Source organism: Leptothoe sp. EHU-05/26/07-4 (assembly GCF_043421015.1).
GTDB lineage: Bacteria > Cyanobacteriota > Cyanobacteriia > Phormidesmidales > Phormidesmidaceae > Leptothoe > Leptothoe turfae.
The window spans coordinates 1055727-1070746 of the sequence record NZ_JAXSQV010000007.1; the positions used below are offsets into that span (position 1 = coordinate 1055727).

Sequence of the window (15020 nt, forward strand, 5' to 3'; positions counted from 1 at the left end):
TTTAAGGTATATAGATTTCAACAAGCAATCCCATTGATAGAAAAAGGATAGGACTAAGTTCTAGATCGAGGTCTTGACTAGCTGTAACCATACGAAATTGGCCCCAGAGACACCTAGCAACTATTCCCAGATATCTTCAATAGAATTATGCCCATCTTTTCAAATGAACCAGTGACTAACCGTGAGAATTCGGTGGGGACATCAGAACTTCATGGCACTCATCAATTTTCTAAAAAACTGATAAAGCCTAGGAGCAGGTCACAGTATCAAAACCGATTTTGATCACTGCAAATTAGCGTAGCCAGGACTCAGTATTTCTCGGTCGGACGCTGTAGATCAGAACATTCCACTAATGTTTAACGAACTTTTGCTAAATAATCAGTAAACTGACTGAAATCAACAATTAACTGGCATCTAGAGTATGAAAATTGTGATGTTCCTCAAATTGCAACAAGCGAAGTCACTACTAGTAAGCACCCTATATAAGTCAGGCTAGGCGATTCTTAAACTATGTCAGTGGATAGTTGACACGTTTTAAAAACTGCCACATTAAACTGCAATTTTGATGGTGAGATCAAAGTTACTCTGGGCTGATGACCCAGTACGCTAATAGCCCGTGTCTAAGACATACGTAAGTATATGTAGACCAATGCTACCCGACTAGAGGTTATGAATCAAAAGATGCTGATATAGTTCCTGACTAGATTTTCCTGCTTTTTTAAAGTTCAAGTGATTTATCACTAGGCTGATTTTTTACAGCTGGGGTACTGAAAGTTACGGTGCCGACTCGTCATCGGAGTTCTCAGTAGTGGAGGATGTATCTGATGTTTCAGGCTCGTCAGTAGTTTCAGCATCTGTAGTTGCCTCTGAGGCTGCATCATCATTTTTGGCAAGCCAGTCGCTGACTGGGCGTTCGATACCGTTTTCTAAGCCTTTAGGAATGAGGTGAACGTTAACTGGATTTGATTCTGCGATGTCATTGGCTGTCATCACATATAGTGACGTACTGCTAAAGTCTTCATCGCCGACGGTTAAGGTATAGCTTTCTTCATCAACTATGAGTTGAATTTTAGCCGTAGGTGTATCTAAGCCGTAGGTGGCTAGCTGATCGGGAGTGGTGGAAATAGTTTCTTTAATGGTGTCGCTCGTAATGATATTGAGTAAAAAAGCGACTGATGATGGATCGGCTAAAGCTTTTTCAGGGGCAGTCATTTGCCATGCATCATCAGTCTTGATGAAGGACAGCGTGTTGTCGTCTCGTTCTACGGTGAATTCACTGACGTCAGTCTCAGTGAAGCTGTATAAGGTATTACCATTATTGGCTTGAGGCCCTTTGGGGATTTCAAGGATGGTGACGGTGGCGACAAGTGAGATCGCAACCCCTATTAATATTCCTGTACTACGCTGTAGCTTCATTTTAATAACTCCTTAGCGACGACGGAACCAAGCAATGCTTGCACCAACTAGTCCACCTAGGGGGAATACCAGCATTGCTAAAACAATAACCACGATTTGCCGAGATATCGTCATTGTGATGCGACGGTTGGTGATTTCCTTTGGGCGAATTGACAATATGGCATCATCTAAGTCACTCAGCCAGGTGACACTGTTGAGAAAGACATCGCCGTTTAGTTGCTGGTCAAACAAGCCATCAGTGGCGAAGGTGGCATTACCAATAACAACAAGGCGAGATTCTTGCTCTGCATCGTCAGAGGGCTCGCTACTGTCTGCTGGCTCATCTTCAGGCTGTTGTTCAGATGTATCTTCTTCTTCTGTTTCTTGTGTTTCTTTTGTTGGTGTATTGTCGACTTCTCCCGCCGCTGCCTCTTCTATATCTGCTGCTGGCTCTACCTCCGGTTCTGATGAGGTCTCTTGTTGTTCCTCATCTATTTGACTGGTAGGGATTTCTTCGGTGTCTTCTTCTGGAATCTCTTCATTGCTCGCTTCGGAGATCTCCTCTGCATCTTCTTCTGAGATGTCTTCTGATACCTCTTCCGACACCTCTTCTGAAACCCCTTCCGAAACCGTATTACTAGATTTGTCGGCTTCTCGGGTTAAGACGACACCGATATTAAATGGTCCCTCGGGTGCTTCCTGGGTGTCAACATTAAGTTCTCCTGTTTCTGACAGAGGTTCAGCATAGCTTTGGGCATTGCTGAGGAGTAGGGGAGTAGCTTCTACCCCTGCTACTGGTTCGATCAGAACTGGCCGAGCTAGGGGGTAAAATGAGCGGCCATTGTTAAAGGCTTGGGTAATGGGATGAGCACCATAGTTGGTTACCAATGGGGCTGCTGGGCCTAGCCCAACAATTTGTCCAGTGTTGGAGGTGTCGACAATGAGCTGTTCGTCTAGGGACACCCCCCAAGCTTCTAATAGAGAGTCTAGCTCTGGATCCGTTTGGGGATCTACCATGAGTAGAATGCTCCCCCCTGAGTTGAGATATGCTTCTAATGCTTCTACCTCAGGTTCAAAGAAGGCTTGCTGAGGGCCTGCAATGATGACTGCATTTGCATCACTAGGTACGGTTGCTGTTTGGTCCAGGTTCAGGGTCTCAACGGTGAAATTTTCTGCCTCCAGGGCTGCGGCTGCCTGGGCATAGCCTGTAGCTGTGCCATCGATGACAAATTCTTCATGACCCTGAAGGAAGTACACGATGGCATTGCGATCGCGACTAATTTGGGCCAGTTTATTGGTCAAGTCCTGTTCTGTTAACCCTTGTGTTCCTAGGGGTTGAACAAAAACTTTCTGATCGCCTACGGCGAGGTGGACCTCCCGCCCTTCACCACTAAGATTAAAATCACGAGCCGTTGCCGGATCTTGGATTGGATTAATGTGCTCGTAGGTGAGCTGATCATTAAACTGGCGATAACTGTCTAAGAGCTGCTTATCGTTAGGATTTAACGTCGCGTCAAAAATCACGACCTTAACGGGCTGGTTTAGATTTTTTACGACTGCCGTTGATTCCGGCGAGAGAGTAAATAGCCCACCTTCGGTGAAGTCAATGCGAGGCCCGTACTGCACCGCTAAGAAGTTAATAATGCCCAAGATTACTAATACTGAGACTGTGGCCAACAATGCGTTGGTTCCAGCCTGGGTAGAGCGACTTTGCCAGAAGCTACGGTAGCCAAAACCTCCCAAAACCAAACTGATCAGGGTCAGCACTAAACCCACAATCAGAAGAACGATGGGCAGAATGCTCCAGGTATCTATAAATCCGGCAACCAGGCCTGCCGTGGTTGAGGCTAATCCGGGCCATAGCAGCCAGCGAAGATATTTACGGGAGGTAGATAGCGCTTTCATAAGGGAGGGGCAAAAGGAGAAAAACAGAATGAAGGTAAAGAGTTTTGAACTTTAAGGTTTGAATTTCAGCCCTTTTAAAGGGTTTAACTGAGCCAATGGCAACTAAATTCAAAACCAAGCACTTAAACCTCAAAACTTTTTTAGTTTCTCTGAAACCTAAATGCTTCAATGGATTGAGCGGTTAAAAACAAGCCTAAAACACTGTAGGAGAGAAAGAGTATGAGACCGCTAATGTCAAAAACTCCTTGGATAAAGTCGTTGTAGTGTGTGAGTAGGGAAAGATGACTGATCGCCTCACCTAAAGGACCTGGTATCCCACTGGCAACGCCTTCAATTAAAAATAAGACTAATATCAAGGCAAACGTTAAAATTGCTGCGAGCACCGTGCTTTCAGTCAGCGAGGAGATAAACATTCCCAGAGAAAGCACCCCCGCAGCCAGCAAAATGAGGCCGCCATGGCCCAAAAATAGCAATCGCATATCAAAGGGGGGATCGGAGGCTCCAACGATTAAAGCTTCGAGTACGAGCAGCGGTAACACCATGGTGAAAAAGAAGGTCACCACACCTAGCAGTTTGCCAAGGGCAACGGCCCAGTTGGTAATGGGAGAAGTGGCTAAGAGCTCCAGGGTGCCTTGTTTGCGTTCTTCTGTGTATAACCCCATGGACAGGGCAGGCAGAATAAACAGGGCTAGGGAGCCCAAAAGTCCCAAATAAAGCTGTATAAATTCATAGGGCAGATCGATAGGTGTGGTCTGTAGTCCAGCCTGATCGGCAAAAGCTGCCTGGGCCACAACGCCCTGGGGGCCAAATACCAGGATGACTAATAAAAAACCAGCCAGTAACCAAAAAATAGTGGCGACGCCGTAGGCCAACGGTGAAGCAAAGTAGCTTTGTAGCTCTCGGCGGTAGATGGCAAGGATATTGCTAATGACGGTAATAATGCTATTCATCGCTGTCTGGGTCCGATGGGCTATCTGTTGGGCTATCTGGGGATGGCATGTCAGTTCTATTTTCTGGGGATGAGGGGGGTGGCGCGTCAGGGCTGGAATCGGCTGCATTATCTGTAGGCGGTGCTGGGGCGGATTCAGGAACGGCTTCGGTGGCTTCTTCAGTTGTTAAGCCGATAAACACGTCTTCTAAGCTGACGCGATTGCGGGATAGTTCATAGAGACCGAGGTTGGCGTTGACGATAGCCCATGCGATCGCACTGCCCGGATCTTGGTCAGTGGCTGCCATCACCTGAAATCGATGGTGGTTGTCCGCTAAGCCTTCATCCGACAGCGATTTTACAGAGTCCACCTGGTGCAGTTTGTTCAGGACGGCTTGAGCCTGCTCTGGGTCACCAGCCACTTCAATGGCATAGCCTAGCTGACCTGCCAGACGGGCCGTGAGATTGTCTGGGGTGTCCGTGGCAACGATGCGGCCTTTGTTGATAATGGTGATGCGATCGCACGTCATACTCACCTCAGGCAAGATGTGCGTTGAAAGAATGATGGTATGTTGTCCTGCCAGACTTTTAATCAGATTGCGGACATCAATAATCTGTTTGGGATCGAGACCTACGGTGGGCTCATCCAAAATAATGACCGGTGGATCGTGGACGATGGCTTGGGCAATGCCCACCCGCTGACGAAACCCTTTGGAAAGTTTGCGAATTAAGACCTTCTTCTTCTCGCTGAGATTGCATCTCTCCATTGCCGAGGTCACCTGCTTGTCCCGATCTTCAAGGGGCACGCCTTTAATTCGAGCTACAAAATACAGAAACGCCTCCACGGTCATATCTGGGTACAGCGGTGGCGTCTCAGGCAAATAGCCAATGTTTTGCCTGACCGCCATCGAATCAGTGTGCACCTCGTGGTTAGCAATACGGGCTGTTCCACTGGTGGCTGGTAAATACCCTGCCAATATGCGCATGGTTGTGGTTTTCCCGGCCCCATTAGGGCCTAAAAAACCTAAGATTTCTCCAGGCTCTACTTTGAAGGACACATCACTAATCGCAATGGTCGAGCCGTAGGCTTTGCTAAGCTGCTCTACCTCAATCATGGTTCACCCAATAGAACTAAGCCGAATATCAAATCAAAGGCGATTGATCTCGCTTGACCATTCTGCCACTGAATTTCATAACGGTTGCTGCAAAATTGTGCAACCCTATACGGAAAGAATGCAGCAGTCCACCATGACCAGTAATAACCTAGGCCCTGAGAATTCTCTGACTTTTCTCTATTACTTTGGCACCACCACCCTGATTACGATTGTCTTAGCTAGTCTGGTACTTAACCTCAGCCCAATGAGTGTTGTACCGAATCAGCTGGGTTTAGTTATGGGGCTGGTGGGCGGTGGACTGGGACTGTACTTTAATCGCTCCATCACCCTCAAACAGTCAATTAAGGGACATAAAGTATTTCTTAATCAGATTGAACAACCTTTGACTGAGCTGGGCTACAGTCGTGTGGAAGACGATAGCTTGCCGACTGACCTTGTAATGTATGCCCGTAACAATATACGGGGGTTACTATCGGGAAAAATCTATATCCGATTGGATGGCAAAACAGCTTATATCACTAGCCGAGCTGTCCATATTCGTGGCCTGAAGCAAAAGCTGTAAAGTTGTGCGTAATTGGGTTTCTTTCCTCCTTTACATTCAACCTGTGCTCATTATCTAAAGATGGCTAAACCTAAGAAACAAAAATTTCCCCATCTCCTTGGGTCAAAATGGACGGCCCAGCAGCGCACCATGGGTTGGCGGCATTTTCAAGTCACAAATCGTAAAAATGAGGGCAAGCTCGTTTTTGCAGAGCTAGTGGCATCTTGTGATCCAGCGGTTCGATTTTGGATTAATGCCAACGTGCTCAAGAATCGACAGCTGTGGAGCTCAGGATGGCAAACTCTGGATCAAATAACTGGCGGGCAAAACAAAATCGATGGCATATCTTAACCATTCTTCTGGAGAAAGAACGCTAGTATATTAATTGAGTAATAATCTTTACAGAAGGTGCATTGCATTTGTCCATTGCTTGTTTGGACATATGTTGAGTGGCATTCATTAAAGGTTCTGTTTAAGCTAGTAACAGTTTGTGTTTCTTGAAATAGTTACATGGGCCTTTTGGAATTATTTAGCTTAAGTGCGATTGATGTACAGCTCCAACGCTCCCGAACCTGAATTAATGAAGGCGATTTTACAGCCACTGTTGGATGATTTTCAGCATTGGTTTAGTCGTTCCATTAATTTATTGGAATCTGAGACTATCGATTTCCTAGGCGAGCATGGGCAACAGGATTTACTCAATCGGGTGCGTCGAGCTCAACAACTGGTGAGTGCATCCCAGTCACTATCTCAGGCTATAGGCAACCAGGCAGGTGTAGATATGGCTGTTGTGATGTCTTGGCATCAGTTAGTTCATGAATGTTGGAATGTGGGTATCCGCTTTCGACAGCAGCAAGCCCAAGCGGCCCCCAGCAAACCTAAAGAGGATAATTAGCGCAATCGCTTTTCCCTATGCTGCATTTACTCTATATCTTCGCTTTTACTATCCTGGCCGTATTGGCAATTGTCAACTTGGCCCGCAATCTCATTAGCTTGGGTATCGAAACCCGACGGGTGAGTGGTAATACGGCTGAATCAAAGTCCAGTCAACGTCGCGTGCCTCATCCTGAGCTGTTGGACAGCGATGGCAATGTGTTGGATGAGCCTCTGCTAGTCATGCGCTCCATATCCATCAAAGATGCCCGTGAGCAACTAGATGCGATTTACGATTCATCTGGTGGTGGCAATCCTTTGGATGAGACAAAGGACGATTAGTTTCCTTTAGGGCAATGGACATTCTTAAAGAGTTAGAGCATGGCGAAGTTTGTAAATGACTTTACTGTGCTCTAAGCTCTTTTTGTATCTCTAACAGGGTTACTTTCAGGGGTATTTCTTATGTTTCTGATGCGAAATCTTGACTGATAGCACCCGGTATTAGAAGGGCAAAGCCTATAAGGGAGTGCCCCTCACCTTTAAATCTGAATATTTCCTTGGGCTTAGCTCAGCTGAATTTCAGCCAAAACCTATTTAATTGGAGCTGATATTGTCCCATGGCATCCTATGGATTTAGAGAATACATTAGTCATTATTCCAGCGCTGAATGAATCCACCACGATTGGCAATGTAGTTAAATCCTTGCGTAACCAAGGATTATCCCACATTCGTGTGGTGGATAATGGTAGTCAAGATGGCACTGCGGACGTAGCTGCTCAGGCGGGGGCTGATGTTGTCCAGGAACACCTGAAAGGTTATGGGCAAGCTTGCTGGCGAGGATTGCAGTCAGTCCCTGAAGGTATCGAGTGGATTTTGTTTTGTGACGCTGACGGTAGTGATGATGTAAGCCAGCTGCCAGAGTTCTTTGCTCAGCGAGAGAGCTATGACCTGATTTTGGGGAACCGTCGGGGCACGGAATCTGGGCGTCAGCAACTGAGTCCAGTACAAAACTTTGGTAATGGGTTATCCGGTACGCTCATTGCTTGGGGGTGGGGCTATCGTTTTCATGATTTGGGGCCGCTGCGATTGGTGCGGAAGACATCTCTAGAACAGATTGGGATGTGCGATCGCAACTTTGGCTGGACCGTAGAGATGCAGGCCCGAGCAGTAGAGTGTAACCTACGTATCCGTGAGCTACCCGTCAATTATCTGCCCCGTCAGGGCGGTCAGTCCAAAATTTCAGGCACTGTGTCCGGTAGCTTCAAAGCCGGAACCATTATTTTGTCCACGCTGGCGAGTTTATATTGGCAGAATCTGTGGCGAGGCAGTGATCAAGAATCGGCCCAAGCTAATGCCCCTGGTTTACTGTGGATGAGTGCCCTGTTGCTGGTTGCTGGCACCGTTTACACATTGCCCCATGGTGCCTTTAGTGAGCCATCCTCGGTGATCCAATTTTGGATTGGTAGCGCCATTATGGCGGCAGGCTTTGTTCTGGCCTGGGGGGTGCGTAGTATTTCAGGTGTGTGGTTTTGGAGCGTGGCCATTGTTACTCGGCTGTTGCTCTTGGCTATGTATCCCGGTAATGATATCTGGCGTTATCTGTGGGAGGGCTACGTTCAGCTCCAAGGATTTAGTCCCTATGACTTTGCGCCGACGGCTGATGTGCTGGAGCATCTACGTACGCAATGGTGGGACCAAATCAATCACCCCTATGCCTCAGCTATTTATCCACCGGTAACCCAGTTTGGGTTTCGCACCCTGGCCAGTATTTGGCTATCGGTACCGCTGTTTAAAGCGGCGTTTGCAGCAGCAGATCTGGCAGTGTGTTGGTTGCTGAGTCGGCGGTTTGGTTATCGAGCCACACTGCTCTATGCCTGGAATCCACTGGTGCTCTATAGCTTTGCCGGTGGTGGGCACTATGACAGTTGGTTTGTCCTGCCGTTGGTGATGGCCTGGCTGTGGTTTGACCGCCCCAGCCATCAACCTGAAAAATCCAGTTCCCTGCCACTCTTCACCTATTTGGGCAGTGCTTTATTTGTGGGCATTAGCATTGCTGTTAAGTGGATTTCACTGCCCGTACTGGCTTTTTTGGTGTGGCATGCTCTACGTCGAGGCCGTATCGGTATTGCCTTGCTAAGTGGTGTTACCGGCCTGCTGCCTGTGATTCTGGCGGCTATTCCTTTCTGTAGCCCCACATCCTGTCCCCTCGTCAGATTCGGCTCTTCGTTTGTGGTCACGGGCCGTTGTGCAGAGCTTATTCCTTACATTGTGGAACAACTGTGGGCACCCTCGCGCTGGGCCAACTGGCTCTATGCTTTTCCATTGGCCTTAGTGATCGTGTGGCTGCTGCTGAGAGCGACCACATTTCACAAGTTTACAGAGTGGTACCTGATTGGCCTGATGGTGATTTCGCCCATCGTACATTTCTGGTATCTCAGCTGGCTGATGCCCTTTTTGGTATTGAGTCGCAACCTGGGCATTCGGCTCATCAGTCTTTCTGCCTACGTGTATTTCACCTTGCTATATATGTCAGCTGCAGGAGACCATAGCTGGATTTTGCCAGAAGCTCAGCGTCATATATTGTGGTGGCCGTTTGTTCTAGGAGTTGCCTGGAGTAGTGCTAAGGTAACGTGGCCGCAACTGGCGCTGACACCAAAATTGAACAGAACTTAATGCACTTCTCAGGATTTGTTCAGTTGGCAATGAGAGATTGCAAGTGACTGCTCGCTGACTCCTCATTCAAGAATAGTTATGAAACGTAAGTATTTATCCGCCCTTTTTCTGACTTGCTCCATTGGTTTAGTTGGTTGCTCCACGAGTGCTGTGACTACAACCGCTGACCCATCTTCAGCCCAGGTAGAAATTGCGTCTGCCCAGGGGGTCGATTACACCCTTTACGATGATGTACTGAGTACCTATGTGGACGACTCTGGCTGGGTCAACTATGCTGATTTGCAACAATCTCGACAGGCGTTGGATACATTCAACAATGGTTTAGCCACTGTGGATGATGCCACTTTGAGCAGCTGGAGTGAGGAAGAACAAATTGCTTTTTGGATAAATGCTTATAACTCTCTAACACTAAAATCGATTGTTGACCAAACTCCTCTAAAGCCTAGTATTAAAGATATTACAGGGGTGTGGCGTCTGCGTAAGCATCCGATTAATGAAAAAGAAAAGACGTTAAACAACATTGAGCATGATGTTCTGAGGGTTGACTTTGATGAACCTCGACTCCATGCGGCCATTGTCTGTGCTGCCATTAGCTGCCCCCCGTTGCGTAACGAAGCCTTTACCGGCGAAAACCTTGACGCTCAGCTGGATGAACAAGTAGAGCAATGGCTAGCAAGACCTGACGGCCTCAAAATCGATAAAGCAGCTGGCGAAGTCAAGGTGTCTAAAATTTTCAGTTGGTTTGGCGGCGATTGGATCCCTAGCTATGGTGTAGACAGTGGCTTTACCGGCAGCAAAGAAGAGCGAGCTGTTCTGAACTTTATTAGCCAGTACGTTAGTGATGAGGATCGGGCTTATTTGGAAGCTGGTGATTATCAGGTTAGTTATTTCGACTACGATTGGACTCTCAACAACCAGCCATAGTAAAGCAGGTGTTGCTGATCCTCAATGTGATTTTATCTGTAGCGTTTGGGTAGATTCTGCCTGCTATTGATCGATGCCCATGGCAGATCAGCAACGGCATTAAACAAACATCAAAACAATGAGGGGTGACATCGTGCATACGAGTGCTTGTCTGATGTTGTTCACACGGTACCCCGAAGCTGGCAATACTAAAACCCGGCTGATTCCCTATTTAGGTGCGGCGCAGGCGGCTGAACTCCAGCGATGGATGACGGCATCCATGGCCAATGAAATGGCTGCTCTGCGTCCAGATATTGATCGGCAAATCCATTTTTCTGGCGGTAGTTTGTCGCAGATGCAAGCCTGGTTAGGGCGGCAGTTTACCTATCTGCCGCAGTTTTCTGGTGGTTTAGGCAGTCGCTTGCACCAGGCATTTGTAGAGAATTTTCGGTCAGGCAGGGATGCTGTGGTTGCGATTGGGGCTGACTGCCCTCAGCTGAGTACCCGCCATTTTGAGCAGGCGTTTAAACAGCTCAAAACCCATGATGTGGTGTTAGGGCCAGCGGCGGATGGGGGGTACTACTTGATTGGGTTAAATCGACCCCAGTTCCAACTATTTGAGAATATTCCATGGGGCACTGGTGAGGTCTTTGAGCGGACGATTGCGATCGCAAATCATCTAAACCTATCCGTTGTTACCCTGGAGCAGCTGCGGGATGTGGATCGCCCAGAAGACTTGGAATTGCTCAATCAAATTCCCATTTATATTTAAGGGTTGTGCCATTGGAGGGTAATCCTCGTAGGGGCGTTCCCTGGAACGTCCCTACGATGGATATTTCATTAGATGCGGCTGACCTGTTTAGGGATGTAATATCGGGCCTTGCTCGGCACCATACGAGCGTAAAGATTTTCTAGCTGGGTGATATTTTGGCTGAGGGTATAGCGATCCAAAACACGCTGACGAGCCTTGCTGCTCAAAATTGAAAGCATTTCAGGATGATTTCGCAGTAAGGGCAAAATAGTTTGTAACTGCTGTGCTACACGTTGAGTATCAATCACAATACCTGCTCCGTTTTCGAGCACTTCGCCATCGGCCCCCGCATCAGTAGCAATGCAGGCTGCACCACAGGCCATCGCCTCCAATAACGATAACGATAGCCCTTCAATTAAGGACGGCAAAATAAATGCATCCGCACCTTGCAAAATTTCGATGCGGCGATTCTCATCGGCAACGAAACCTAGCCAAATGACTGAAGTATCGGCTCCGTAAGCCGTCTTTAAGGCCATTTCTAGGGGACCACTGCCGACAATGATAAGTTTGTTCTTGCCTCTCATGTTGGCCAGTTTCCAACCCTTGAGCAGCGACTCTACATTTTTCTCAATAGCCAGTCGGCCCTGATAAACATAGATTTGGTCCGCCCTAAATTCTTGTTTGATGCGGGAATGGCCAGGAGCATACCGATAGATATCCACACCGTTTGGAATAACGGCTACCCGTTCTGCAGGTACTCCAAGTTTGACTAAGAGTTCTTGCTGCATGCGAGAAAAAACGATCACCTGGTCATAGTTGGCCAGCCGAGGAGCATACAGCTGATAGGTAAAATGCTGAGTTCCTGACGTCAGGTTGCGGCGTTTGCGATCAAAGGCAGGATGGAATGTAGCTACCAGCGGAATTCCCTGCTCGTGGCAAATTTCCGGTAGCTTAAAATCCAAAGGTGATAGAGATAACGATGCATGCACTAGATCTGGCTTGAGTTCTGCCAGTACCTCAGCCAGCCTGCGTGCTGAACGAAAGCTGGGAATAATGAGGATCTGCGATTTGAAAATAAAGGGTAATGAAACCTCTTCATAGCCAACGTGCTCACCTTCTGACTCTGCATCGGTAGCAAAGTGGAGAAATGTCACTCGATAACCACGATCTAGTAGAGCATTTGTAATCTCTCGACCATAGGTGACATTTCCACAAAATGGAGACTTTTTACCAATCCATGCAATGTGCATCTAAACGGGTCTATAAATCAGACATTTATAAAAGGGCGTTTTCAAAAGCAGACATGAACGGCTTTGCGAATTCAACCGCTTGGCAAGACGCCCCTAGGAACCCTTGTTTACTCAAGCAACTGTTTAAGTAACGTAACTTAATGCTGCTTAAGCAACCGTACGAATGCTTTATATGACTTTATCAGGATTTTAGGATTTCCTTGGTAATGACTGCTCAGAGAGATTGGAATTTGGGAATCGATGGGGATTGGAGAAGGGACGATGGGGAGTAGTTAACCATGCTGATAGCCCTGCTCGGAGCTTGAGGACTCTAGTTTTGTCCTGGTTCTAGGGTGGGGAGGAGGTTTCTGCTGGGACAGTGAAAACAGTTTGGGTGAAGATACCGCCTAGAATGACGATGGCTGCGAGACTCAACAGTACTAAACGCAACCCTAGAAACGCTTCTGCGACGCCTGCTAAGGCTAAGGGTAAGCTCAGGGCAATGTTGACAAGGTTGTTTTGTAGTCCAAAGACTTTGCCGCGCATATCCTCAGGGGTTTGCTCTTGCACTGTGGTTTGCATGGGGATACCAACCGTGGCTGCAAAAATGCCCAGTATGGCGATCAGCGCTAGGCTACCCCACAGGCTATGAATTGTCATCGAAAGACCCCCTAGGGCAGCTCCCATGCCCAATAGACCCACCAGACTCAGCTGACGTCGCGCAAAGCGATGACCCGCGTGACCAATCAGGGCTGCGCCTATGCCCATACCGACGCCGCCTGAGGCTAGTAACACGCCAAATTGGGACGATTTGAGCGCAGGGATAACTTCAGCTAGACGCACCGCTAGCACTGCCAGTGCTGCAAATACAGAGAATAGTAGCACCAGCTGAATAATGGCGTTACGAATGGGAGGGCGCTGTTTGATGTAGCGCAAACCCTCTTTGATATCGGTCAGGACATGGCTGTCTTTGGTGAGATTCTCGGAAGATTCGCCGGTACGCATCAGCATCAGGATGACGCCAGCCAGGCAGTAGCTCAGCCCGACTAAGATGTCTTTGCCAATGCCGCTGTTGCCATCAAAAGAGGCAAGGAGTTTATCTGCGATCGCAAGCAGCGGCTCCCCCACCGCAAATCCAATAATCACCGATGCCATCATGGTGGTGGTATAGAGGGAATTTGCCGATAGCAGATGGCGCTCGTCCACAATTAGCGGAATGGCAGACTGTTCTGCTGGGGCAAAAAACTGGGTGAGCGTCGACACCAAAAAGGTGACCACTAACAGCAGGCAAAAGCTTACGGGGATACCTGCTATCGTGCCCCAGTCATGGCTTAGCCATAGTCCTAAGGGCAACAAAATGACTAAGGTTCCTCGCAGCAAATTAGTCAGCACTAAGACTGGCCGCTTCAGCCAGCGATCTACATAGACCCCGGCCAATGAGCCAAATAGGACCGCTGGAATCGTAAATGCGATCATCACAGCCGATACCCAACCACTGATGGTTTGACCCGGTACTTCATACTGACTGGCAATGATGGCAATCATTAGAACCAGGTACACCTTATCGGCCAGTTGCGAAAAAACTTGACCACCCCAAAGCGTGAGAAAATTACGGTTCTGTAGCACTGGCCAAAAGCCAGTTTGTGGTCCAGTAGCACCAGTGTTTGAAGTATCTTTGTCCACTGCTGCTGATACAGCTGGTAATCGATTGTCTGCCGTTAGAGTGTCTGGATGCCCATGCTCTGAAGCCGGTGATCTCTCGGTCAACCCAGCCTCATCCAGGCCTGGCTGGTAGCCAGAACCGTCAGAAATCTTAGATGCACTTGGGTCTGACTCACGAAGCATAAACAGGTGAAGCAAAGCAGCTATCGAGTAGTGCAGCCGATCGAATGGGGCGATCAAAATGAAACTGAGCATAGTTTCTCAGCAGACGTTCAACACGACGCCACAAACTATGGGGGGCTGTACCAACTCCTTCTATAGATGGTAAAGAACTATCCTGGGTGAACACAAGTTCTGCTTGCCCTAATTGTTGCAAAAGTGCTAATTCTGGGGCTCCAATGGTCGTTGTTAATGAACCATAGATACGTTTGCGACGCCCAGCTTCATAATCCATGGGTCCAGCATTATTTTCTAGTCGCTCTAGTTGCTCTAGGGTGATCACCCCACCTGCAGAAATGCTAAACCCCACCTGCCATTGGCTCCCCAGCTGGGGCTTGATGGGGGTGCGACTCAGGCAGCAGTGACGTAATTCTGGGGCGATTCCGGCAAGGGCCAAAATGTGAAAGGTCCCGTGGGCCAAACAAGCCAGCACAGCCCCTGATGGAGCAGTCTCTAACCGTTCTAAATGGGCAACCAGTAGCGCAAACAGCTCTGCTTGAGGTTGTTCGCTGGCTTCACATAGCACCAATTCTGCAAGATACTGTCCCGCTGTTAGCCGTACCAGATCTTGACTTAACCCTGGAAATGACTGCTGAGTTTGAGCTTGAATCATTTTGTCCAGAGATTTCCCTTTGGACAACATCAGCTCATTCACCACAAAAAGACCACTGCGACCTCCTAGACGAGACTTATGCTTGCGGGCTCCAGGTGCGATCGCACGCAGCAGCCCATGTTCTTTAGTCAAAATAGTGATCAACCGATCGGTCTCACCCATCGGAGCAGCTTTAAGGTTGATACCAGTGGCTTTATAGGTGCGGGACATTAA

At 48.1% G+C, this 15020-nt stretch carries 14 protein-coding genes; 7 read left to right on the forward strand and 7 right to left on the reverse strand.

Translation table 11 applies throughout. From position 1 onward, the window contains the following. Positions 1-774: 774 nt before the first annotated feature. The 4 genes from U2F10_RS29105 to U2F10_RS29120 all read right to left on the reverse strand — a co-directional run bounded on the left by U2F10_RS29105 (position 775) and on the right by U2F10_RS29120 (position 5343). Positions 775-1416, reverse strand: coding sequence for a DUF4340 domain-containing protein (locus U2F10_RS29105; protein WP_499874040.1), 642 nt, complete (start codon positions 1414-1416; stop codon positions 775-777). 12 nt (positions 1417-1428) lie between these two features. Beyond that, positions 1429-3300, reverse strand: coding sequence for a GldG family protein (locus tag U2F10_RS29110; protein ID WP_499874042.1), 1872 nt, complete (start codon positions 3298-3300; stop codon positions 1429-1431). A 140-nt stretch (positions 3301-3440) separates the two neighbouring features. Beyond that, positions 3441-4241, reverse strand: a complete 801-nt coding sequence (locus U2F10_RS29115) for an ABC transporter permease (protein WP_036021651.1) — start codon at positions 4239-4241, stop codon at positions 3441-3443. Between the two features lies 1 nt (position 4242). Further along, on the reverse strand, positions 4243-5343 hold the full coding sequence (locus tag U2F10_RS29120; RefSeq protein ID WP_499874043.1) for an ABC transporter ATP-binding protein: 1101 nt from the start codon (positions 5341-5343) through the stop codon (positions 4243-4245). A gap of 133 nt (positions 5344-5476) precedes the next feature. Between U2F10_RS29120 and U2F10_RS29125 the strand changes: the two genes are divergently transcribed. The 7 genes from U2F10_RS29125 (at position 5477) to U2F10_RS29155 (ending at position 11105) form a co-directional block, all read left to right on the forward strand. Beyond that, entirely contained in the window at positions 5477-5905 is a 429-nt protein-coding gene (locus tag U2F10_RS29125) for a hypothetical protein (protein ID WP_163697681.1), read from the forward strand. Positions 5906-5965: 60 nt separating this feature from the next. Next, on the forward strand, positions 5966-6235 hold the full coding sequence (locus tag U2F10_RS29130) for a TIGR02450 family Trp-rich protein (protein WP_006518167.1): 270 nt from the start codon (positions 5966-5968) through the stop codon (positions 6233-6235). 196 nt (positions 6236-6431) lie between these two features. Continuing rightward, positions 6432-6779 carry a DUF2605 domain-containing protein gene (locus tag U2F10_RS29135; RefSeq protein WP_163664675.1) on the forward strand — a complete coding sequence of 116 codons (348 nt, stop codon included), beginning with the start codon at positions 6432-6434 and terminating at the stop codon, positions 6777-6779. 17 nt (positions 6780-6796) lie between these two features. After that, positions 6797-7099 carry a DUF2973 domain-containing protein gene (locus tag U2F10_RS29140; protein WP_163697679.1) on the forward strand — a complete coding sequence of 101 codons (303 nt, stop codon included), beginning with the start codon at positions 6797-6799 and terminating at the stop codon, positions 7097-7099. Positions 7100-7384: 285 nt separating this feature from the next. Next, positions 7385-9430, forward strand: coding sequence for a glycosyltransferase family 2 protein (locus U2F10_RS29145; protein WP_499874045.1), 2046 nt, complete (start codon positions 7385-7387; stop codon positions 9428-9430). A gap of 78 nt (positions 9431-9508) precedes the next feature. Continuing rightward, on the forward strand, positions 9509-10354 hold the full coding sequence (locus tag U2F10_RS29150) for a DUF547 domain-containing protein (RefSeq protein ID WP_163664681.1): 846 nt from the start codon (positions 9509-9511) through the stop codon (positions 10352-10354). Positions 10355-10508: 154 nt separating this feature from the next. Next, entirely contained in the window at positions 10509-11105 is a 597-nt protein-coding gene (locus tag U2F10_RS29155; RefSeq protein ID WP_250564947.1) for a TIGR04282 family arsenosugar biosynthesis glycosyltransferase, read from the forward strand. Positions 11106-11173: 68 nt separating this feature from the next. Here U2F10_RS29155 and U2F10_RS29160 read toward each other — a convergent pair whose 3' ends face one another. The 3 genes from U2F10_RS29160 to recO all read right to left on the reverse strand — a co-directional run bounded on the left by U2F10_RS29160 (position 11174) and on the right by recO (position 15017). Beyond that, entirely contained in the window at positions 11174-12334 is a 1161-nt protein-coding gene (locus U2F10_RS29160) for a glycosyltransferase family 4 protein (RefSeq protein WP_163664685.1), read from the reverse strand. A gap of 327 nt (positions 12335-12661) precedes the next feature. After that, complete coding sequence (locus U2F10_RS29165) at positions 12662-14158, reverse strand: MFS transporter (RefSeq protein ID WP_499868757.1); 1497 nt, start codon at positions 14156-14158, stop codon at positions 12662-12664. Continuing rightward, positions 14148-15017, reverse strand: coding sequence for a DNA repair protein RecO (gene recO, locus U2F10_RS29170; protein WP_163664687.1), 870 nt, complete (start codon positions 15015-15017; stop codon positions 14148-14150). The genes U2F10_RS29165 and recO overlap by 11 nt, the downstream gene beginning before the upstream one ends. Between the last annotated feature and the right edge of the window lie 3 nt (positions 15018-15020).